The organism is Pseudomonas cremoricolorata, assembly GCF_000759535.1.
Lineage (GTDB): Bacteria > Pseudomonadota > Gammaproteobacteria > Pseudomonadales > Pseudomonadaceae > Aquipseudomonas > Aquipseudomonas cremoricolorata_A.
Genome location: NZ_CP009455.1, coordinates 717,577 through 739,773, shown reverse-complemented (window position 1 = coordinate 739,773; position 22,197 = coordinate 717,577). Strand labels below are relative to the sequence as shown.

Below are 22,197 nucleotides of genomic sequence, written 5' to 3'. Positions count from 1 at the left end.
TTCATCCCTGCGCTCGGCGTGCGATCACGGCGTTGACCGGTGTCACCGGAAAGCGCAGGCCGGTCAGTTGCTGCACGCCACAGAAGCCGACCTGTTGCAGGTGCACGGCCAGCTCGCCCTCGTCGAGCACGTGGCGACCCTGCAGACGCATGTGCAGGTAGTAGGGCAGCACCTGGGCGGCGGCCTGCCGTTCGCGGGGCACTTCAGCCTGACAGCACACCAGCAGCCCGCCTGGGCGCAGCGCCCCATGCAGACGATTCAAGGAGGCGGGCAGATCGTCGACGAAATGCAGTACCGAGGAGCACCAGATCAGGTCGAAACCGCTGCCGATGTCGTCGGTATTGAGGTCGCCACCCTGGGCGCTGAGGCGTTGCTGCAGGCCAGCCTGGTAAATGTTGTCGGCGGCTACCGCAGCCGTTTCCGGGTAATCGAACACAACGCCGTGCAGGTCGGGCAGCGCTTTGGCCATGGCGATGGCCACCAGCCCGGGGCCGCCACCGAGGTCGAGCAGGCGTTGCACTTGGCGAAATTCCGGCAGGCGTTCGAGCAGCGCGCAGGCCACTTCGCCGGTGACCGCACGTTGTTCCTGGGCGATCTGCAGGCGGGCTGCATTGGCCCAGGCCAGGCCCGATGCCGAAGGTGTGCTGTCGATACGGCTGACGCCGTTGCGCAGGTAGTCGCCCAGCTGGCTGCCAGTCTGGCGCATCACCCGATGACGGAAGGCCAGCGCATCGCCGCAGTAGTCCCGTGCGCCACTGTTCAGGTGCTGGGCGGCCACTGGCAGGTTGCGGTAGTGCGTGGGTTGCTGGGGGTCGCGCTCCAGTAGAGCCAGGCTCCACAGCACTTCGAGAATCAGCTCGGTGCTGTGCGCATCCAGCGTCAGGCGTTGCGCCAGGTCGGCGGCGCGGGTGAATGCGTCCAGGTGGTCGAACAGTGCGCAGTCCAGCGCGGCCTGCAGGGCGTCTGCGCCGAGGCCACTTAATTGCAGGTTCCAGCAGGCTTGCAGCGGGTGGGCGGCGCTGAGCTCGGCGGTATCGGCGGGCAGTTTCGAAGAGTGAGGCACGGTAACTCCCTGTTCATGGCCATGGCGTCGCGCTAACGCCCCATGGCCCGATCACTGATAAAGGTGGTATAGATTAAATGAGAATCATTAATTATAAGTATGCGAGCCGGAGCCGTTCCTATGCGCCGTGGCGAGCGCTGCTACCCAGGGAGATCACCATGAACACATCGAAAGGGAGCTGCCGCCTCGGCCTGGACTCACCGCGTCAGCGCAGCGTGCAGGTCGATGGCCGGCTGTGCCTGCAACTGGATGAGGGCCTCGGCCAGTGTCACTCCGAGCTGTTGCGCCTGGAACAGGGGCTGGCCCTTGGGCGGCTGCATTACCACCCGGTGCGCAGCGTGATCGAAGAGACCTGTGGCCCCCACGACGGTCACGTGATGGTGGTGACCATCGGCTTGCAGGGAAAATCGGGTTTCATCGGCAAGGACGGCAGCAATCTGGCTTTCGAAGCCGGCCACACCACCATCACCGCCTTTCGCGCCACCCCTGGCGAACGCCGCTATCAAGGCAATGAAACCACGTCGCAGTTGCGTGTGGTGATCGACCAGCCGACCTTGTGCAAGTACGTCGGCGAAGCTCGCGCCCTACAGGTACTGGGCAGTGGTCGCCTGCATCGTCTGGATTTTCGCCGCAGTTCCCAGGCCGCCCAGGCCCATGCCGCGGCGCTGGTGCGCTACCTGCAACCGGGCCTGCTCGACCCGGCCAATCGCCTCGACCTGCACATCCATACCCTCAGCCTGCTGTCGGAGCAGTTCAACCTGCTGGCGCCGCTACAGAGTCAGGGCTCGGCGCTGAGCACCCAGGACATCGAGCGCCTGGAGCGCGCCCGTAACCTGCTGTGCGAGCAACTGCACACGCCGCTGACGGTGGAGTATCTGGCCACCAGCGTCGGCATGAACGAGCACAAACTCAAGGAGGGCTTTCGTCAGCTGTTCGACAGCACCCCGGCGAAGATGCTGCTCGACCTGCGCATGCGCAAGGCCATGACCCTGCTCGAATCCGGCCAGCAAGTGGCTCAGGCCGCCTGGCAGGTCGGCTACAAGTACCCGAACAACTTCACCGTGGCCTTCACCCGCTACTTCGGTCGCACGCCGAAGTCGATCTTCGGCAAGAAGCGCTGAGGGGCTGGGCGAGTTGCCCCTCGGGTGCTTTTGCGGGCGCGCCATCGTTGCCAAGAGTTCCCTGCCCCAGCACAACGCATACGAACTTGTTCCTCTCGCATATGAATCTAAACGAGATTCATTTGCTTTTGTCGGTAAGCTTTTTCCGTCGTCAGCAGGCGGCCATCAATTTGCCATGTATTACCGACAACCACAGGTTCTGCCATGCACGTGTCCCCCACCGCCCCGGCCACCTTGCGCCTCAAGCCCCTGGCCTGCGCCATTTTTCTCGCGATATCTGCACTCACCGTGGCTGGCGAGGCGCACAGCGCTACCCCGAACATGGGGTCTGTCGAAATCGAACTGCCCGAAGGCTTCGAAGACGAGTTGAGCAAGCGCGGCACGTCGCAGAAAGGCCATCAGGTGCTCGAAGCGCTGGAGGTGAAAGCCCAATGGGAAGCGCAGGACGAGAAGGGCCAGAACGACGTCTATCGCAAGGACGTCTCCAACGTGTACGTCGGCAAGCAGGACATCGAACGCTACAAGGGCGCCAATGCCGCTGATCTGTTCAAGGGCCTGAATGGCGTGTACAGCGGCGAATCGCGCAACAGTGGCGCGCTCGACCCCAACATTCGCGGTATCCAAGGCCAAGGGCGAATTCCGGTGACGGTCGATGGCACTGAACAGGCCACCTCGGTGTGGCTCGGCTCGGCCGGGATAGCGAACCGCAACTACGTCGACCCCAACATGATCAGCAGCATTTCGGTGGAGAAAGGCCCCTCGACCACCGCCGGGGTGCGCAGCGGCATCGGCGGTTCGGTGGAAATCAAGACACTGGACGCCGAAGACATCGTGCCGCTGGGCGAAACCTATGGCCTGGAGCTGAAAACCGAAACCGCCACCAACGCGGTCAAGCCCAATGAATCGGGGATGAACAACTACGGGCGCGACTACCGCGACATCGATGGCGCCTATGTTGGCGGCGCATATATGTTCTTCCCCAAGGGTGGCGGCAGCCAGTACACACCGCACAGCTCATCGCGCGGCAACGATTTCGACTTCAACGACAACGCCTACCGCCTGGCCCTGGCCACCCGCCAGGAACACTTCGATGCCCTGGCCGCCTACAGCTATCGCAAAAGGGGCAACTACTACAGCGGCAAACACGGCAGCCAACGCTACGAAAGCGAAGACTGGCTGGACTCGGCGCGCAAGGCCAACAGCAACGCTTCGAGCATTGGCGACAACGCCGGTAATTACCTGGCCACGCTCTACCTGCCCGGGCATGAGGTGTCAGGGACCTCCAGCGAGATGGAAACCACGCTGCTCAAGGGCACGCTGTACTTCGCCGAAGGGCAGAGCCTGAAAGCGTCCTATATGCACAGTGACCTGGAGTTCGGCGAGACCCAGCCTTACCTGATCGCCGAAGTGATCAAGCAACGCACCCCCGGCGGCAACTTCGGCTTCCAGTTGCCCTATAGCCAGGTCAAGCAGGACACCGTCGCGCTCACCTACACCCTGGCGCCGGAGGACTCACGCTGGCTCAACCTCAGCGCCGGCTGGTGGATGACCCAGAGCGATTCGAAGCGGCACCAGAATGGTGAAGAGGTCTACACCCTGAGCGACACAAGCTTGAGCGACAAGGCGTGGGATCAATACACCGAATGCCAGTCTTCTCCGTCCAATTGGGGATGCGCGGGGCTCGGTGCCGCGCCGGAAAAGCTGCCCAATACCGATGGTCGCTTCAATATCGTTTCACGGGCGCTGCAACTGACCGACCACAACCGCTGGGGGGTGAACCTGACCAACCAGATGGCGCTGACCGATACCTGGAAACTGACGGTGTCGAGCGACTTCAGCAAGGAACGGCTGCAGATGAAGGACAACGCCTCCCAGGACAACGGCAGCATGGCCATCTACGGTGCCACCTACCTGGGGCCTCGCTCGGGACGACGTGAGCAGTACAACTTCAGCTTCAACAACGAGTGGGCGGCGACACCCTGGATGACGCTAAGCGCCGGCGCGCGCTACAGCGACTACAGCTCGTTCGATACCGGCCTCGACGAGCGCCGTGCTGCGCGTGATCCGTCGGGGGCGGCGACGTCTCGAGTCGTGGCGAAGAAATTCACCTATCAGCGGTTGATGACCGATGACGAAAACCTGGCGTACATCGCCAAGCTGCGTGCCGATTATGAAAGCTATGGGCTGAGCCCGGAAGAAACCGAAGAACTGTTGGAGTGGGAACTCAATGAATCCGGCATGGTGAATGGCTATCGCTATGCCACCGAAACCGTCGAAGTTCCGACCGAGGGGAAAAAACTGGTCAGCTCGGCCAATCCGTTTACCAACGGTACGATCGATCTCAACGAGCAAGTTACCGATGCGCAGGGTGTGAGTGGAACAGTCCCGCGGTATGTCGTCACTCCGAGCAGTGGTTCTGAAATCTTTGTACAGCCTACCGAGGAAGAGCGCTGGGCCAAGCCGAAGAAACAACGGGGCAGTGCCTGGACGCCAATGGCCGGCGTTACCTTTAACCTTAGCGAGCGCGCTCGCCTTTATGCACGTTACAGCGAGTTTGTGCGTTTTCCCTCAGTGTATGAAGACTCCCAAGGGTATATCTCCAGTCAACTTCCCCAAGCGACCTCCAGCAAACCCGAACATGCCTATAACTGGGAAGTCGGTTACGTACAGGACCTGCAAGGTTTCGTCCCGCAGTGGCGCTACGCCGATATCCGGTTGAACTATTTCAACAATGAAATTCGTAACTACATCGACCGCGACTTTCTTTATAACGTCATTCAGTTCGACAAGAAGAAGTTGTCCGGCCTGGAATTACAGGCGCGCATGGACAGCGGACGCTATTTCTCCAGTTTCGGCGCCACGTACCGCCTGAAACAACAGCTGTGCGACAAGGACATGGCCAACACCCTTGACCCCTATGGCAGCTACGGCATGGATGAGTGCGTGACCGGTGGCTTCCCCACTACGTTCTCGCGCACCAGCCTGCAACCACAGTATTCCCTGAACCTCGACGGCGGCCTGCGCCTGTTCGATGAGCGTCTGGAGCTGGGCGGGCGGATGATTTACCACAGCAGCGCGAAGAACAAGGAAGAGAACAAGTGGATCGAGCGCGGTGTACCCAGTGTCACCGGCCTCAACCAGCCGTATCAGTGGCACCCGATCTGGGTCTTCGATGCCTATGCCACGGTGCGGGTGAATGAACATATCGATGTCGACTTCGGCGTGAACAACATCACCAACCGTTATTACCTCGACCCGCTGGCACGCACCATGATGCCGGCCCCCGGCCGCACCTTGAAGATGGGCCTGACCGCGCGCTTCTGATGCACTCAAGCTTTTTTTGCTGTTTTCATAAAAACAGTGGTTTTCCAAACTATGACTAGGAGGTTGTTGTGAAGAAACTTATGGCGTTCACCGTATTGTCCCTGGCGACATCCGGCGCATTTGCCGCGACGGTTGTGGGCGGCTCTTCTTCGGATTATGTGAAGGCAAGGGAATCAAACTTGATGGCTAACGGCACAGCGGGTATCGCAATGCCAACTACCGCCACTGGCACCGTGAACGAACAATTCGCAGTCAGTTTCAAGGCTGGCCCGATCGCCCAGACCGATAAGGTGTTGTCAGGCTATGGCACGACTTTGGCACAGCTGAGAAATCCCCAGACGAACGTCGTCACTTCCGAAACCTGGAAAAACAAGGTGGCTTACAACACTGAAGTTTATGCCTACCGGCAGATCGCTGAACCGACGGCGAACTTCCCACAGTTCGGTGGCGAAGTGATCGCCAAGGTGTCCGGTTCGGAGGTCTACTTCGGCGAGTGGGCACCGGTGAAGTCCGGCACCCAGCCGGCCAACAGCACCGACCTGAACCTGTCCCATGCCAACCGCACCGTATGGTTCTCGGGTGAGAACCCGACCACCAGCATGCCGACCCTGGTCAACGCCAAGTACAACGTAGTGGGCGTGAACAAATACAACCCAGGTACGGCAGCAGGCATTACCAGCGGTGTACTGACGGCCAACTATGGCAGCGGTTCGGGCACGCTGGCAGGCTCCGTAGGTTCGCTGAGCTTCAACGGCACCACCATCGCCTCGAACGGTTCGTTCAGCCGCGGCAGTGTGATCAAAGGCCAGTTCTACGGTGCCAATGCGGAAGCGCTCGCCGGTATCTACACCTCGGGCACCACCAAAGTCGCCTTCGGCGGCGCCAAGCAATAACGCTTGGATCAGTCACAGGGCAGGGCGCTTCGGCGCCCTGTTTTCCTATCCAACCCAAGGTTTTGGATTGACTCCATGCTGTCGCTTTCATCCATGGGCCGGATACTGCTCGGCCTGTCGCTGCTGTATACCGCCGTCGTCCAGGCCGACGATGACGACACCCGCCTGCTGCTGAACAAGATCGAACAACGCGGCGAAGCCCGTGAGCGGGCCAACCGCGGCGCGCCCGATCCGGCACAGCACAATGCTTCGCTGATCACCATCGAGGGCCAGACCTACAACGTGCAGAACACCCTGCAGGATCTTGCGCCGGCCATTTACGTGTCGATCAACCTGCGCCAGTGGGGCAAGGTCCGTCAGTTCGTCGAGCGCTACCGGCAGTTGCCCGGTCATGAGCCAGCGCTGGTGGAAATGGCCGAGGGCCTGTTGGCCCGCCAGCAGCGCCAGCACAAGCGGGCCATCGATCACCTGCGCCGCGCCATCGAGCTGAACCCGCGCTTCGTGCGTGCGCAACTGGAATTGGCCCGCACCCTGTTCGAAGACAACCAGACCCTTGAGGCCGAACGCCTGTTCCGCCAGGTCGCCAACGAAACCGTGCCCGAGTCGCTGCATGGCGTGCTCGGTGAGTACCAGCAGGCCATCGACCTGCGCCGGCAATGGCACGGATCCGCCTCGCTCGGGCTGGGCTACAACAGCAACATCAACCAGGGCAATGGCATGGTTACCCACCGCCTGGTCTGTACGATCTTCGATGAATGTTTCGACTATGCCCGGCAAATGCCCAAGCCCAAGGGTTCTGCAAGTCTGGTCTATGACGTCACCGCCGAGCGGCGCTTTCAGCTGACCGGCAATCACCACCTGCTGCTGCGCGGCCTGAGCTACGGCAACCAGTTCGACAAGCATGGCGAGGACGACCCACAAATCTGGTACGACGACAACACCACGGTGCTCTACGCCGGCTACAACTTCCAGAGCGTGCTCAACGACGTGTCGTTGATGCCGCTGTTCGAGAACTACTACAACGACCACCACACCAAGTACCAGGCCACCGGTGTGCGCGGTGAGTGGAAGCACAACCTCAGCGAGCGCCTGCAACTGGGCGGCCAGGCGCAGTTCAAGCATTACCGTTTCCAGGGTGAGCAGCGCGAGTACTTCGATGACTACGATGAGCGCCAGCTGGGGGCATCGCTGTCGTACCTGCTCGATGCGCAGACCTTGCTGTTCGGTGGACTGACCTACACCCGGCGTGAACAAAAAGCCGCGGCGTCGAGCAACCGCGAGGCGATGGTCAGCCTGGGCGCCTTCCACAGCTTCGACGCCGGGCTGACCCTGAGCGCCGTGGGCCTGTACCGGCAAACCCGCTATGACGCGGCAGATCTTTTCCTCGGTGGCCGGCGCGAGGATCGCCAGCAGGTCTATATCGCCAACCTGGGCATGCCGCGCCTGGCCTTCGCCGGCGTGGTGCCGAACCTCTACGTCAAGCGCACGGTGACCGCCAGCAGCATCGATTGGGCCTATGCCTACCGGCAGACCGAGCTGGCGCTGAAATTCGAGAAGACCTTCTGAGCGGGGCAGGGGGCGGGGGTTAAATCGCAGGCAAGAAAAAACCCACTAGCAAGCTAGTGGGTTTTTATATGGTGCCCAGGAGAAGACTCGAACTTCCACGACCGTTAAGTCACTGATACCTGAAACCAGCGCGTCTACCAATTCCGCCACCTGGGCAAAGCTTTTGCATCTACAGCGTACTGCGTGAATCACTTGCTGAGTGACAGACAAACCTGCTATCTATCGCTCGAAATATTTGGTGCCCAGGAGAAGACTCGAACTTCCACGACCGTTAAGTCACTGATACCTGAAACCAGCGCGTCTACCAATTCCGCCACCTGGGCACACATGTCAAGATCATCTGGCGCTTTACAACTCTTTACAACGCCGTGCTTCTCGACTACAACGTCGGCTGTCCGTCGTTGTGGTGCGCACTATACGGACGCGTCCCAGGGCTGTAAAGCCCCCTCGCGAAAAATATTTGAAAAAGTCCAAGCCGTTGATTCCGCTCGCCTTAATCGCCCTCTGCGGCTATCGGACGGGGGCTGTCCAAGGCTTGGATTTCCAGTTTCAATAGGCCTATGCCAAACTTCTACTCTATATATACCAAGGTGAACCCCTTCTGATGGCCGATTGGCAATCCCTCGATCCCGAGGCCGCTCGCGAAGCGGATAAATACGAGAACCCCATCCCCAGCCGTGAGCTGATCCTGCAACGCCTGGCCGACCGCGGCGAACCCGCCGCCCGCGAGCAGTTGGCGGAGGAGTTCGGCCTCGAAGGGGAAGAACAGATCGAAGCCCTGCGCCGCCGCCTGCGCGCCATGGAGCGTGACGGTCAGCTCATCTACACCCGCCGCGGCACCTATGCCCCGGTAGACAAGCTCGACCTGATCTGCGGCCGCGTCTCCGGCCACCGAGACGGCTTCGGCTTCCTCATCCCCGACGACGGCAGTGACGACCTGTTCCTCAGCCCCGCGCAAATGCGCCTGGCCTTCGACGGCGACCGCGGTCTGGCCCGCGTGTCTGGCCTCGATCGGCGCGGCCGTCGTGAAGGCGTGCTGGTGGAAATCATCTCCCGTGGCCACGAAAGCGTAGTGGGCCGCTACTTCGAAGAGGGTGGCATCGGTTATGTCACCCCCGATAACCCGAAGATTCAGCAGGAAGTGCTGGTCACCGCCGGGCGCAACGGCGGGGCCAAGATCGGCCAGTTCGTCGAAATCAAGATCACCCACTGGCCAACCCCGCGCTTCCAGCCCCAGGGCGATGTGGTCGAAGTGATCGGCAACTACATGGCGCCGGGCATGGAAATCGACGTGGCGCTGCGCAGTTACGACATTCCCCACGTCTGGCCCAAGGACGTGATCAAGGAAGCGCGCAAGTTCCGCTCGGAAGTCGAAGAGAAGGACAAGGAAAAGCGCATCGACCTGCGCCATCTGCCGTTCGTCACCATCGATGGCGAAGACGCCCGCGACTTCGACGATGCCGTGTATTGCGAACCGCTCGGCAAGCTGCGCCTGTTCTCTGGCGGCTGGCGCCTGTACGTGGCGATTGCCGACGTTTCCAGCTATGTGCGCATCGGCTCGGCCCTGGATCACGAAGCCCAGCAGCGCGGTAACTCGGTGTACTTCCCCGAGCGTGTGGTGCCGATGCTGCCTGAAGAGCTGTCCAACGGCCTGTGCTCGTTGAACCCGCATGTTGATCGCCTGGCCATGGTCTGTGAAATGACCATGAACAAGTCCGGGCAGATGGTCGACTACCAGTTCTACGAAGGGGTCATCCACTCCCACGCACGCCTGACCTACAACAAGGTCAGCAGCATGCTCGAACATGCCCGTACCCGTGAAGGTAAGGCCCTGCGCGAGGAGTACAGCGCGGTGCTGCCTGATCTCAAGCACCTGTACGCGCTGTACAAGGTGCTGCTGGCGGCCCGCCACACCCGTGGCGCCATCGACTTCGAGACTCAGGAAACCCGGATCATCTTTGGCGAAGACCGCAAGATCGACGAAATTCGTCCGACCGTGCGCAACGATGCCCACAAGATGATCGAGGAATGCATGCTGGCGGCCAACGTCGCCACCGCGGCATTCATGCAAAAGCACAACGTGCCGTCGCTGTATCGCGTGCACGATGGTCCGCCGCCCGAGCGCCTGGAAAAACTGCGTGCCTTCCTCGGCGAGCTGGGCTTGTCGCTGCACAAGGGCAAGGACCCGTCGCCCAAGGACTACCAGGCCCTGCTGGCGAGCATCTCCGGTCGCCCGGACTTCCACCTGATCCAGACCGTCATGCTGCGCTCGCTGAGCCAGGCGGTGTACAGCGTCGAGAACAACGGCCACTTCGGCCTGAATTACGAGGCCTACACCCACTTCACCTCGCCGATTCGTCGTTACCCCGACCTGCTGGTGCACCGGGCGATTCGCAGCGTCATTCGCTCGCGCGTGGAAACCCCGCACGTCAAACGCGCTGGCGCCATGAGCATTCCCAAGGCGCGCATCTACCCGTACGACGAAAACGCATTGGAGCAGATGGGCGAGCAGTGCTCGATGACCGAGCGGCGTGCCGACGAGGCCACCCGCGATGTGGTCAATTGGCTCAAGTGCGAATACATGCGCGACCGTGTCGGTGAAACCTTCCCAGGTGTCATCACCGCTGTGACCGGCTTTGGCCTGTTCATCGAGCTGACCGACATCTACGTCGAAGGCCTGGTCCACGTCACCGGCCTGCCGGGTGACTACTACCACTTCGACCCGGTACACCACCGCCTGTCCGGCGAGCGCACCGGGCGCAGCTTCCGCCTTGGCGACCGTATCGAAGTGAAGGTGATGCGCGTCGACCTCGAACAGCGCAAGATCGACTTCGAGCTGTCCGAGGCCACGGTCAACGCGCCGGTCGGGCGTAAAACCCGTGATGCTGCCGCGCCTGCCGACGAAAAATCCGCGCAGCCTGCAGCTGAAACCGCGCGCGCCAATCCCAAGCCGCGCAGCCGCAAGAGCGAAACCGCCGACGCCTACTTCCCCAAGGACGCCGTCGAGCGTAACGCCGAGGTGCGCAAGAGCCGCGAAATGAAAAAGGCGCTGATGAGCGATGCGCGCAGCAGCGGTGGCAAGTCCGAAGGCAGCAAATCTGCTGGCAAGGGTGCCGGCAAGACCAAGCACCGCAAAGGCCCGTCTAAAACGGGCGCAGCACGTAAAGGCAAAAGCACGTCATGAGTCAGTTGGAAAAGATCTACGGCGTGCACGCGGTTCAGGCATTGCTGCAACACCATCCCAAGCGGGTCAAGCAGATCTGGCTGTCCGAAGGTCGCAGCGAGCCGCGTTTGCAGGCGTTGCTGGCCTTGGCTTCCGAGAATCGCGTTGCGGTCGGCCAGGCCGAGCGCCGTGAGCTCGATAGCTGGGTCGAAGGGGTGCACCAGGGCGTGGTGGCTGAAGTCAGCCCCAGTCAGGTGTGGGGCGAGGCCATGCTCGAGGAGTTGCTCGAGCGTTCTGAAACGCCACCGCTGATCCTGGTGCTCGATGGCGTCACCGATCCGCACAACCTCGGCGCCTGCCTGCGCACCGCCGATGCCGCAGGCGCCACGGCGGTGGTGATTCCCAAGGATAAATCCGCGACCCTCACCGCGGTGGTGCGCAAGGTCGCCTGCGGCGCCGCCGAGGTGATTCCGCTGGTGGCCGTGACCAACCTGGCGCGCACCCTGGAAAAGCTTCAGCAGCGCGGACTGTGGGTGGTCGGCACGGCGGGTGAGGCCGAGCAGGAAATCTACCAGCAGGATCTGACTGGTCCATTGGTGATGATCATGGGCGCCGAAGGCCGCGGCATGCGTCGCCTGACCCGTGACCATTGCGATTTTCTGGTCAAGCTGCCGATGGCCGGTAGCGTCAGCAGTCTCAACGTGTCGGTCGCCACCGGCGTCTGTCTGTTCGAGGCCGTGCGTCAGCGGCAAGGCAAGCGCTGACGGCAAGGCAATTTCCCCTGGGCAATCCGCTGTTATGGGTTGCCTCTGGGGCGTTCTTGCCTTTCTGTTCAAATATTCACCAATCGCCTTGCTTGTCCCACCTGGCTTCTCTACAATTGCGCGCCTTGCCTTCCGGCCGGCATTCACCTGCCTCGCTTCAGGGCAAGCCTCACTCGTTTCATTCACTCCTTGTCTGACCAGTGTTCCTGGCAGACTACAAACCGTAAGGAGCATTCATGCGTCATTACGAAATCATCTTCCTGGTCCACCCGGATCAGAGCGAGCAAGTCGGCGGCATGGTCGAGCGTTACACCAAGCTGATCGAAGAAGACGGCGGCAAGATCCACCGTCTGGAAGACTGGGGCCGTCGTCAACTGGCCTACGCCATCAACAACGTTCACAAGGCTCACTACGTGATGCTGAACGTTGAGTGCACCGGCAAGGCCCTGGCCGAGCTGGAAGACAACTTCCGCTACAACGATGCCGTGATCCGTAACCTGGTCATCCGTCGCGACGAAGCCGTCACCGGCCCGTCCGAGATGCTCAAGGCCGAAGAGAACCGCAGCGAGCGCCGTGAGCGTCGTGAACGTCCTGAGTCTGCTGAAGGCGCCGAAGGCGACGACAGCAACGACAGCGACAACAGCGATAACGCTGACGAGTAATCCACGGACTTTTTGAGGAGCCTATTACATGGCACGTTTCTTCCGTCGTCGTAAATTCTGCCGCTTCACCGCTGAAGACGTGAAAGAGATCGACTTCAAAGATCTCAACACCCTGAAAGCTTACGTATCCGAAACCGGCAAGATCGTTCCAAGCCGTATCACCGGTACCAAAGCTCGTTATCAGCGTCAGCTGGCTACCGCTATCAAGCGCGCCCGCTTCCTGGCCCTGCTGCCCTACACCGACAGCCACGGCCGCTGAGAACGGGTCATCGACAAGTAGTAAGGGATAGGCATGCGAGCGTTAGCTGATTTCATCATGCGCGGTCGCGTGCAGGCCACGGTCGTCGTGGTCGGTTGTGCGGCCTTGCCGCTGCTGTTCTGGTTGAGTGCTGCCGCTGCGAGCCTGGTGTTCCTGCGGCGCGGTTTCAAGGATGCCTCCACGGTCATCGGCTGGGCCCTGTTGCCCGCCCTGGCCTGGTGGGTCTTCGGTGATCCACGCACCCTTGCGGTGCTGGCGGGAACGCTGGGGATGGCGGCGCTGTTGCGCGCCGGGCACTCCTGGAATCGCGTGCTGTTGTCCAGCGTCGGCCTGGGCCTGTTGTACGGAATCATCCTGGGTTCGGTGTTCCGCGAACCGATCGAAGCTCTGGGGCAGGCGCTGGTAAAGAGCCTCCCGGTGATGCTCGACGGCCTCTACCAGAAGATGTCGGTAGAGGAGCGGGCGCAACTCGGTGGGATTGTCGTACCGGTGCTCACCGGACTGATGGCGGCAGGGTTGCAGATCATCAGTGTGCTGGCCCTGATGTTGGGTCGCTACTGGCAGGCTGCACTGTATAACCCGGGTGGGTTCGGCCGTGAGTTTCACACGGTGCGTTTCACCCTGGTGCCGGCACTGGTGCTGCTGGGTTGCATGCTGTTCGGCCCGAGCCTTGGCTCTGGCCTGGCGCTGCTGACCCCGCTGTGCAGCGTGCCGCTCATGTTCGCAGGGGTTGCCCTGTTGCATGGGCTGGTGGCGCAGAAGCGACTGTCCAAGTTCTGGCTGGTCGGCCTGTACGTCACCATGGTGCTGTTCATGCAGCTGACTTATCCGTTGCTCGTGGTTCTGGCCATTGTCGATAGCCTGATTGATTTTCGCGGTAGCAAGCCCCCTCCACAGGGCGACGATGCCGCGAACGGTGAAGGTTAAAAGTTAAGAGGTTTTACCAAATGGAACTGATCCTGCTGGAAAAAGTCGCCAACCTGGGCAACCTGGGCGACAAAGTTAAAGTCAAATCCGGCTATGGCCGTAACTTCCTGCTGCCATTCGGCAAGGCTGTTAGCGCCACTGCCGCCAACCTGGCTGCGTTCGAAGAGCGTCGCGCCGAGCTGGAAAAAGCCGCTGCAGACCGTAAAGCATCGGCTGAAAGCCGTGCTGCCCAACTGGCCGAGCTGGAAGTGACCATCACTGCCACCGCTGGCGACGAAGGCAAGCTGTTCGGTTCGATCGGCACCCACGACATCGCTGATGCCCTGACCGCCTCGGGCGTTGAAGTGGCCAAAGCTGAAGTGCGTCTGCCGAACGGCACCATTCGCCACGTTGGCGAATACGACGTAGCCGTGCACCTGCACAGCGACGTCGAAGCCACCGTTCGCGTGGTTGTCGTCGCTGCCTAAGCGCCGACCATCGGCTGGCTCCCTGGTGGGCTAGCCGGTTAACATCGGGCACGCTCCTGCAACTGCAGGTCGTGCCCTTTGTCGTTTTCATCACCCCAGATTTCTTGCGTGGACATGAACGAGATCAGCACCCCCGAGCAACTCGACCTGCAAACCGCCGCCCTCAAGGTGCCGCCCCATTCCATCGAAGCCGAACAGGCTGTGCTCGGTGGTCTGCTGCTGGACAACAACGCCTGGGAGCGTGTGCTGGATCAGGTCTCCGACGGGGACTTCTATCGCCATGACCACCGCCTGATCTTCCGTGCCGTGCACAAGCTGGTCGATCAGAACCAGCCGTTCGACGTGGTGACGCTGCACGAGCAGTTGGAGAAAGAAGGCCTGTCGTCCCAGGTCGGCGGGCTGGGCTACCTGGCCGAACTGGCGAAGAACACGCCGTCTGTGGCCAACATCAAGGCCTACGCGGCGATCATCCGCGAACGCGCTACGTTGCGTCAGCTGATCAGCATCAGCACCGACATCGCCGACAACGCCTTCAACCCCCAGGGCCGCAACGCCGAGGAACTGCTCGACGACGCTGAACGGCAGATCTTCCAGATCGCTGAGGCACGGCCCAAGACCGGTGGCCCGGTGGGCGTCAACGAGCTGCTGACCAAAGCCATCGACCGCATCGATACGCTGTTCAATTCCGACAGCGACATCACCGGTATCTCCACCGGCTACACAGACCTCGACGAGAAAACCAGCGGCCTGCAACCGGCCGACCTGATCATCGTTGCCGGCCGACCGTCGATGGGCAAGACCACCTTCGCCATGAACCTGGTGGAGAACGCCGTGCTGCGCAGCGACAAGGCGGTGCTGGTGTTCTCGCTGGAAATGCCCGGTGAATCGCTGATCATGCGGATGCTCTCGTCGCTCGGCCGCATCGACCAGACCAAGGTGCGCTCCGGTCAGCTCGACGACGACGACTGGCCGCGCCTGACCTCGGCGGTCAACCTGCTCAACGACCGCAAGCTGTTCATCGACGATACCGCCGGCATCAGCCCCTCGGAAATGCGCGCTCGAACCCGTCGTCTGGCCCGCGAGCACGGCGATATCGCGCTGATCATGGTCGACTACCTGCAGTTGATGCAGATCCCTGGGTCGGCTGGCGACAACCGCACCAACGAGATTTCGGAAATCTCCCGCTCGCTCAAGGCCCTGGCAAAAGAGTTCAACTGCCCTGTGGTGGCGCTGTCGCAGCTCAACCGCTCGCTGGAGCAGCGCCCGAACAAGCGCCCGGTCAACTCCGACTTGCGTGAGTCCGGCGCCATCGAGCAGGACGCCGACGTGATCATGTTCGTCTACCGGGATGAGGTGTATCACCCCGAGACCGAGCACAAGGGCGTGGCCGAGATCATCATCGGCAAGCAGCGTAACGGTCCGATCGGCTTCGTGCGGCTGGCCTTTATCGGTAAATACACGCGCTTCGAGAACCTGGCACCGGGCAGTTACAACTTCGATGATGACGAGTAGCCGGCGCCCGTCTGAGCGATGATCCTGCCCGCCTCGACCTGAATCACCCGATCGAAGCGATGCAGCGCCTGCTGGTCGTGGGTCACGCAGATCAGGCCTCGGCCGTTGAGGGTGTCGAACAGCAGGTCCCAGGTGCGTGTCGCCGAGTCGCCATCAAGACCGCTGGTGGGTTCGTCGAACAAATTGAAGTCGCCCGGGCGATTGAGAATGCGCAGCAGCGTCAGACGCCGCGCTTCACCGCCTGAAATCGATGTGGCGCGTGCGTCGAATGCCAAGTCGTACCAGCTCGCATCCAGTCCTAGCGCACCTAGCCAATCATTGATCTGTGACTGTTCGTGGGTCTGATCGAACAGCACCGAGCGCGGTAGTGGTCCGGGGATGAAATGCGCACGTTGGGTGCACAGGCGCAGCGCAGTAAGTTGTTGCTCGCCATCGAGTTGCTCCAGGCAGGTGTCGCCAAGGTAGACGTGCTTGCGCAGTGGGTCCACGGTGCCGGAGAGCACATGCAGCAGGGTGGACTTGCCACATCCGCTGGGACCGACCAGCGCTACTCGTTCGCCTTTTTCAATGATCAGCGGTTGCGTCACCTGCAGTTGCAGCTCGTTGCGCGACCGCAGTTCACAGGGCATGAGGCGCAACGCGCTGGCTTCGCTGGCGGGCCTGGGCGAAGCGGTCTGGGTCTGGGCGAACCTGGGCAACTCCAGCCACGCTTGCAGTTTGCGTTTGTCGAGACGGAACTGGTCGAGCAGGCGCCAGGCTTCGGCGAGTTGTGCAACACCTGCCAGCAGACCGCTGACCAAGGTAAATAGCGCTACCAGTTCTCCAGCCGTCAAGTGCGCAGACCCGCTCGCCTGGTCGCGCATGCCCCACAACAGTAGCCCGCAACTGCCCGCACCGATGAACAGAATGCGCAGGCTTTGCAGGCATCCGCCGCTACAGGCTACCTGTACCGCTGCATCGGCATAGCGCGCCAGCGTCTGCCTGACGGGGGTCATCGCTGCGTCCTCGGCTTGCTCCAGCTTCACGGTGGTCGCGCTGGCGAAGGTGTCGACCCACTGCTCGGCCAAGTCATCTTCCCTGGCGTTGACCGCCTCGATATGCGGACGGCGCCAGCGTACCAGCCGGTCGTTGAGCCATAGATACGCCAGGCTCAAAGGAACCAGGCCAAGCAATACGATCGTAGCGCCGAGGTAGGTGAACAGGGCGATCAGCACCAGGGTTTCAGCCATGATCGGCCACGCCGTGCCGATCAGGAAGTTCAACCACCGCTCCTGGGCAGTGATGCCCCTATCCAGAACCTTGACCAGCGTTCCGCCATGGAGTTGTCCATAGGCTTCGAAGTGCTTGTCGAGCAACTGTCGGCACCACTGGCTGGAAAGTTGTTTCACGCGCGCTTGGCAGAGCCGGGCCAGTGCCCAGGCTTGTAGAGGGGTCAGACACACTTGCACGATAATCAGGCATGTGAAGACTCCGAGCAGTTCATAGGGGGGCGAAGCGCTCGACAAATTGTCGATAATGTCTGCTACTACCAGTGCGGGAATGACCGTGGCAACTTTCAAAAACAACGTGGCGCCGAGGGCAAGTAATACGGGTTTGGAAAACGCCATGTCAATGCCTGGTCCTTGCACGCAAGACCTGTTGCGGTACGACCGGCACCCCAGACCGGATCAAATGAAAGCGTTCGAGGCCTGGAATGAAAACCTGCACGGTCGTGGCAACGTCCAGGTGATGATGAAGTGTGCGAAAGAATGCAGTTTTGTTTTGTTGGTGCAGGGCCTTCACTATAAGTTCTATCTGCGCAGTGACGCACACATCAGGTGATGCGGGAGACAGCGCTGGAAGTTCATGCTCCCAGCGCGGGTGATGCAGTTTCGCCAGGCGAGGTGACTGATTCAGGAGTCTTGCGGTGTCCGTGTCCTCCTGCGCCTCGGCAGGGCCATGGAGCGCTTCGCACTGAATCTGCTCGGTGACAGCCCGGTAGAGCGCGATGCAGGGCGAGGTCGAGCACCCCGAGCCAACTCTGCTGAGCTGTGCAGCTATTGGCTTGGCAGGCATGGCGATGCAGAACCATACGCCGAAGTCGGTCTGGTTCAGATAGATCGTCATCTGCCTTGCCTGCTGCAAGAGCGTGATGTCGTGGCCGAAGGTATCGGCCAGCCAGGACTCGGCCGGACGGTGCAGCGCGGGTGCTGGCGCCAGTCCGCACAGCGCCATGTAATACACCGAAAGCGCGTGACGCTCGATCACTTCGTTCAAGGCATGCAGCAGTGCTTCGGGTTCGCTGCAACCCAGCGCCGTACCGCTGTTGCTGGCGTACCTGGCCAGAAAGGCAGCAGGGGTGTTCTCGATGGCGGCCAGGTTGGCGCTACTCGGGGCGAGCAAGATGGCAGGTACCCAGAGCGCATCCTGACCATCGATGGCCTGAAGGTGCAGCGCGGGCACTTCACAGCCCTGCGCAAGTGCATCGAGCAGGCCGTCGCCGTGGCGGCGGGCGGCATCGCGTATCACCTGGCTGCTGACCAAGGTCGGTGTAGCCGTGCTCATCAGCAAGTGCTCAAGGCATTCGGCCATTGCGCCGACGGTGCAACACTCACCTTTCCCGGCGCCGCTGCTCACTTCTTCATCAGCCTCATTGAATGCAAGGCACGTCGCTACCAGGCCGCCGTTAAGTTCGGTGAGTACTGGACGCACGTGTAATTGTCGATACAACGCCATTAGCCGCTGTCGCGCCTGTTCAATGGGAAACTCGCGTTCGCTAATCATGATTGGCATCCTTGAATGGCGATCAGGAGGTGAGGAACCCTCCTGATCGATGTCACGGGTTACAAGCGATTGAGGAAATCAACTTCGTATTCAAGGAAGCTGAAGTTGCTGATGCGAGGAAGTTGCGGAATGGCAATTTCAGTACGGCGACGTCCCATGAGGGGCACTCCTGTATGATGAGGTGGATGCGCTGCTGCAGTGCAGTTATTTTTATCATGGTGATTTGCAAGTGTTCAATGGAGTTGGATGATGTAATAAGTAAGTGTTTCGTGGGAAAAGTTACCCTTAAATGAAGTATGCGTCTTACAAAATGCGCTCGATATTTCAATAAGCGATTTCTTTCAATGACTTGAATGATTCAGAGGGTGAGGGAAGCATTACATTTGGTAAAACTTCGCCCGGCGGGCTGTTCAATCGATCCGAAGGCGTCTGACGGCCACGCTGACTCGCCATTCGTCCGCACGTCTGGCGACTACGATAAGTCCCACGCTTTTCGTCGGGTTTGCTCAAAATTTGTGCTATATTCCGCGCCCGCGATTTTCCCTGCTCTCCGAACCGGTGACTGACATGCACGCAGCCAAGCCACTCTACGACTATCCCAAGTACTGGGCCGAATGCTTCGGGCCGGCGCCATTCCTGCCCATGAGCAGGGAGGAGATGGATCAGCTCGGCTGGGATTCGTGCGACATCATCATCGTCACCGGCGATGCCTACGTGGACCATCCCTCGTTCGGCATGGCAATCATCGGCCGTCTGTTGGAAGCCCAGGGCTTTCGGGTCGGCATCATCGCCCAGCCCAACTGGCAGTCGAAGGACGACTTCATGAAGCTTGGCGAGCCGAACCTGTTCTTCGGGGTCGCTGCTGGCAACATGGACTCGATGATCAACCGCTACACCGCCGACAAGAAGGTGCGCTCCGACGACGCCTACACGCCGGGCGGCCTGGCCGGCAGCCGTCCCGACCGCGCCAGCCTGGTCTACAGCCAGCGCTGCAAGGAGGCCTACAAGCACGTGCCGATCGTGCTCGGTGGTATCGAGGCTTCGCTGCGTCGCATCGCGCACTACGATTACTGGCAGGACAAGGTCCGTCACTCGATTCTTATCGACGCCTGCGCCGACATCCTGCTGTTCGGCAACGCCGAGCGGGCGGTGGTGGAGGTGGCTCAGCGCCTGTCCCAGGGTGAATCCATCGAGCGCATCACCGATGTGCGCGGCACCGCCTTCGTGCGCCGCGATACGCCAAAGGGCTGGTATGAAATCGATTCGACCCGTATCGACCGCCCAGGTCGTGTCGACAAGATCATCAACCCCTACGTCAACACCCAGGACACCCAGGCCTGCGCCATCGAGCAAGCCAAGGGCGAGGTCGAAGACCCCAACGAAGCCAAGGTGGTGCAGATTCTCGACAGCCCGGGCATGACCCGCGACAAGTCGGTGATTCGCCTGCCGTCCTTCGAGAAGGTGCGCAACGATCCGGTGCTGTATGCCCATGCCAACCGCGTGCTGCACCTGGAGACCAATCCCGGCAATGCGCGGGCGCTGGTGCAGAAGCATGGTGAAACCGATGTCTGGTTCAACCCGCCACCGATTCCCATGTCCACCGAGGAAATGGACTACGTGTTCGGCATGCCCTACGCCCGTGTACCGCACCCGGCGTATGGCAAGGAGCGCATTCCGGCCTACGAGATGATCCGTTTCTCGGTCAACATCATGCGTGGCTGTTTCGGCGGCTGCACCTTCTGCTCGATCACCGAGCACGAAGGGCGGATCATCCAGAACCGTTCCCACGACTCGATCATCCGCGAGATCGAGGAGATGCGTGACAAGGTGCCCGGCTTCACCGGCGTGGTCTCCGACCTCGGCGGGCCGACGGCCAACATGTACCGCATCGCCTGCAAGAGCCACGACATCGAGAAGCACTGCCGCAAGCCATCGTGCGTGTTCCCCGGCATCTGCGAGAACCTCAACACCGACCACAGCTCGCTGATCCAGCTGTACCGCAAGGCCCGCGCCTTGCCCGGGGTGAAGAAGATCCTCATCGCCTCGGGCCTGCGCTACGACCTGGCGGTGGAGTCGCCGGAGTATGTGAAGGAGTTGGTCACCCACCACGTCGGTGGCTACCTGAAGATCGCCCCCGAGCACACCGAACGTGGTCCGCTGGACAAGATGATGAAGCCCGGCATCGGCACCTACGACCGCTTCAAGCGCATGTTCGAGAAGTTCTCGAAAGAGGCGGGCAAGGAGCAGTACCTGATTCCGTACTTCATCGCCGCCCACCCCGGCACCACCGATGAAGACATGATGAACCTGGCGCTGTGGCTCAAGGGCAACGGTTTCCGTGCTGACCAGGTGCAGGCGTTCTATCCCTCGCCCATGGCTTCGGCGACAGCCATGTACCACTCTGGCAAGAACCCGCTGCGCAAGGTCACCTACAAGAGCGAGGGCGTGGAGATCGTCAAGAGCGACGAGCAGCGCCGTCTGCACAAGGCGTTCCTGCGTTACCACGATCCGAAGGGCTGGCCGATGCTGCGCGAGGCGCTGGAGCGCATGGGCCGCGCCGACCTGATCGGTCCGGGCAAGCACCAGCTGATTCCGCTGCATCAACCGCAGAGCGACAGTTACCAGAGTGCGCGGCGCAAGAACTCCACGCCGGCGGGCAGCCACAAGGTGGCCAAGGAACAAAAGATTCTCACCCAGCACTCCGGCCTGCCACCGCGCGCCAGCGACGGTAGCAAACCGTGGGACAAGCGCGAGAAAGCCAAGGCCGAGGCCTTCGCCCGCAACCAGCAGGCGGCCAAGGAGCGCAAGGAAGCGGCCAAGGGCGGCAAGTCCGGCAAGCCCGGGAAGAAGTCACGCCAGCCAGTGATTCCGCGCTAAGCGACAACGACACACGGGGGCCGCAAGGGCCCCCGTGGTGTATCTGCAGGTTGATTGAACAGGGCGAGGGCAGGGCCCATCACTCGGGTCGGGCGAATTCGCACACGGCTGCGCCACTGGCGCCACAGGCGTAGGCGGCGAGCATGCCGCGCATCAAGCTACCAAGGGACATTGCAATTACTCCTAAATGAGCGGTTGTCCCATCGTCTATCAAGGGTGCATCATGCGCACTTGAATTAGTTGTATACAATCCATTGAACAATTCTACCGACTGCCCCCTTGACGCCGCGCTTGACCCACGTCAGCGCCCTTGGCGACGAAACCGGGCAGTCTCGCAACGAACTACCCTGCCAAGGAGATTCATGATGTTTGCGAAAGCCGTAGCGGTAACCCTGCTGACCCTCGCCAGCGCCTCGGTGTTCGCCGCCGAGTGCTCGGTCACCGTCGACTCCACCGACCAGATGTCCTACAACACCAAGGAAATCACCGTCGACAAGAGCTGCAAGGAGTTCACCGTCAAGCTGACCCACTCCGGCAACCTGCCGAAGAACGTGATGGGCCACAACTTGGTGATCACCAAGACCGCCGACATGCAGAGCGTCGCCACTGAAGGCATGAGCCAGGGCGAAGCCAACGACTACATCAAGGCCGACAACGCCGCGATCATCGCCCACACCAAGCTGATCGGCGCGCCAGAGAAAGAAACCGAAGTGAAATTCGACACCTCGAAGCTTGAGGCTGGCGGCGACTACAGCTTCTTCTGCACCTTCCCAGGCCACATCGCGATGATGAAGGGCAAGGTGGTGGTCAAGTAAACGGCTAAGCAGTATTACTTG

16 protein-coding genes and 2 tRNA genes are annotated in these 22,197 nt (G+C 61.0%); 13 read left to right on the top strand and 5 right to left on the bottom strand.

Translation table 11 applies throughout. From position 1 onward, the window contains the following. Position 1 precedes the first annotated feature (1 nt). A complete protein-coding gene (locus tag LK03_RS03120) occupies positions 2-1,063 on the bottom strand; it encodes a methyltransferase (RefSeq protein ID WP_240478644.1) in 1,062 nt (353 codons plus the stop codon). A gap of 158 nt (positions 1,064-1,221) precedes the next feature. On the opposite strand from LK03_RS03120, the gene LK03_RS03115 reads away from it, so the two are divergent. The 4 genes from LK03_RS03115 (at position 1,222) to LK03_RS03100 (ending at position 7,967) form a co-directional block, all read left to right on the top strand. After that, the gene (locus LK03_RS03115) at positions 1,222-2,184 is read left to right on the top strand and encodes a helix-turn-helix domain-containing protein (RefSeq protein ID WP_038411021.1); all 963 of its coding nucleotides are present in this window, start codon (positions 1,222-1,224) and stop codon (positions 2,182-2,184) included. 204 nt (positions 2,185-2,388) lie between these two features. Next, positions 2,389-5,508 carry a TonB-dependent receptor domain-containing protein gene (locus tag LK03_RS03110; RefSeq protein WP_038411020.1) on the top strand — a complete coding sequence of 1,040 codons (3,120 nt, stop codon included), beginning with the start codon at positions 2,389-2,391 and terminating at the stop codon, positions 5,506-5,508. 68 nt (positions 5,509-5,576) lie between these two features. Continuing rightward, on the top strand, positions 5,577-6,401 hold the full coding sequence (locus LK03_RS03105; RefSeq protein ID WP_038411019.1) for a Slam-dependent surface lipoprotein: 825 nt from the start codon (positions 5,577-5,579) through the stop codon (positions 6,399-6,401). Between the two features lie 75 nt (positions 6,402-6,476). Further along, positions 6,477-7,967, top strand: coding sequence for a surface lipoprotein assembly modifier (locus LK03_RS03100; protein WP_049870420.1), 1,491 nt, complete (start codon positions 6,477-6,479; stop codon positions 7,965-7,967). A 69-nt stretch (positions 7,968-8,036) separates the two neighbouring features. Here the strand turns inward: LK03_RS03100 and LK03_RS03095 are convergent. Further along, a tRNA-Leu gene (locus tag LK03_RS03095) sits at positions 8,037-8,123 on the bottom strand. Positions 8,124-8,203: 80 nt separating this feature from the next. Then, positions 8,204-8,290 (bottom strand) — tRNA-Leu (locus tag LK03_RS03090). A 281-nt stretch (positions 8,291-8,571) separates the two neighbouring features. On the opposite strand from LK03_RS03090, the gene rnr reads away from it, so the two are divergent. From rnr to dnaB, 7 genes are all read left to right on the top strand, one after another. Beyond that, positions 8,572-11,151: a ribonuclease R gene (gene rnr / locus LK03_RS03085; RefSeq protein WP_038411018.1), complete on the top strand. Its 2,580-nt coding sequence runs from the start codon at positions 8,572-8,574 to the stop codon at positions 11,149-11,151. Then, positions 11,148-11,894: a 23S rRNA (guanosine(2251)-2'-O)-methyltransferase RlmB gene (gene rlmB / locus LK03_RS03080; protein WP_038411017.1), complete on the top strand. Its 747-nt coding sequence runs from the start codon at positions 11,148-11,150 to the stop codon at positions 11,892-11,894. Before rnr ends, rlmB begins: the two co-directional genes overlap by 4 nt. A gap of 236 nt (positions 11,895-12,130) precedes the next feature. Further along, positions 12,131-12,556: a 30S ribosomal protein S6 gene (rpsF, locus tag LK03_RS03075; protein ID WP_038411016.1), complete on the top strand. Its 426-nt coding sequence runs from the start codon at positions 12,131-12,133 to the stop codon at positions 12,554-12,556. A gap of 28 nt (positions 12,557-12,584) precedes the next feature. Continuing rightward, on the top strand, positions 12,585-12,815 hold the full coding sequence (gene rpsR, locus LK03_RS03070; protein WP_003249563.1) for a 30S ribosomal protein S18: 231 nt from the start codon (positions 12,585-12,587) through the stop codon (positions 12,813-12,815). A 33-nt stretch (positions 12,816-12,848) separates the two neighbouring features. Continuing rightward, on the top strand, positions 12,849-13,742 hold the full coding sequence (locus LK03_RS03065) for a hypothetical protein (RefSeq protein ID WP_038411015.1): 894 nt from the start codon (positions 12,849-12,851) through the stop codon (positions 13,740-13,742). A 20-nt stretch (positions 13,743-13,762) separates the two neighbouring features. Continuing rightward, positions 13,763-14,209 carry a 50S ribosomal protein L9 gene (gene rplI / locus LK03_RS03060; protein WP_028695038.1) on the top strand — a complete coding sequence of 149 codons (447 nt, stop codon included), beginning with the start codon at positions 13,763-13,765 and terminating at the stop codon, positions 14,207-14,209. Positions 14,210-14,323: 114 nt separating this feature from the next. Further along, on the top strand, positions 14,324-15,721 hold the full coding sequence (dnaB, locus tag LK03_RS03055; protein WP_038411014.1) for a replicative DNA helicase: 1,398 nt from the start codon (positions 14,324-14,326) through the stop codon (positions 15,719-15,721). Here dnaB and LK03_RS03050 read toward each other — a convergent pair. Continuing rightward, positions 15,697-17,328: an ABC transporter ATP-binding protein gene (locus LK03_RS03050; protein ID WP_049870419.1), complete on the bottom strand. Its 1,632-nt coding sequence runs from the start codon at positions 17,326-17,328 to the stop codon at positions 15,697-15,699. The two genes, dnaB and LK03_RS03050, sit on opposite strands and share 25 nt — an antisense overlap. A 1-nt stretch (position 17,329) precedes the next feature. Beyond that, a complete protein-coding gene (locus tag LK03_RS03045) occupies positions 17,330-18,484 on the bottom strand; it encodes a YcaO-like family protein (protein WP_038411013.1) in 1,155 nt (384 codons plus the stop codon). Between the two features lie 567 nt (positions 18,485-19,051). On the opposite strand from LK03_RS03045, the gene LK03_RS03035 reads away from it, so the two are divergent. Then, a complete protein-coding gene (locus tag LK03_RS03035) occupies positions 19,052-21,361 on the top strand; it encodes a YgiQ family radical SAM protein (RefSeq protein WP_038411011.1) in 2,310 nt (769 codons plus the stop codon). Positions 21,362-21,726: 365 nt separating this feature from the next. Further along, complete coding sequence (azu, locus tag LK03_RS03030) at positions 21,727-22,176, top strand: azurin (RefSeq protein ID WP_038411010.1); 450 nt, start codon at positions 21,727-21,729, stop codon at positions 22,174-22,176. The last annotated feature ends 21 nt before the right edge of the window (positions 22,177-22,197 follow it).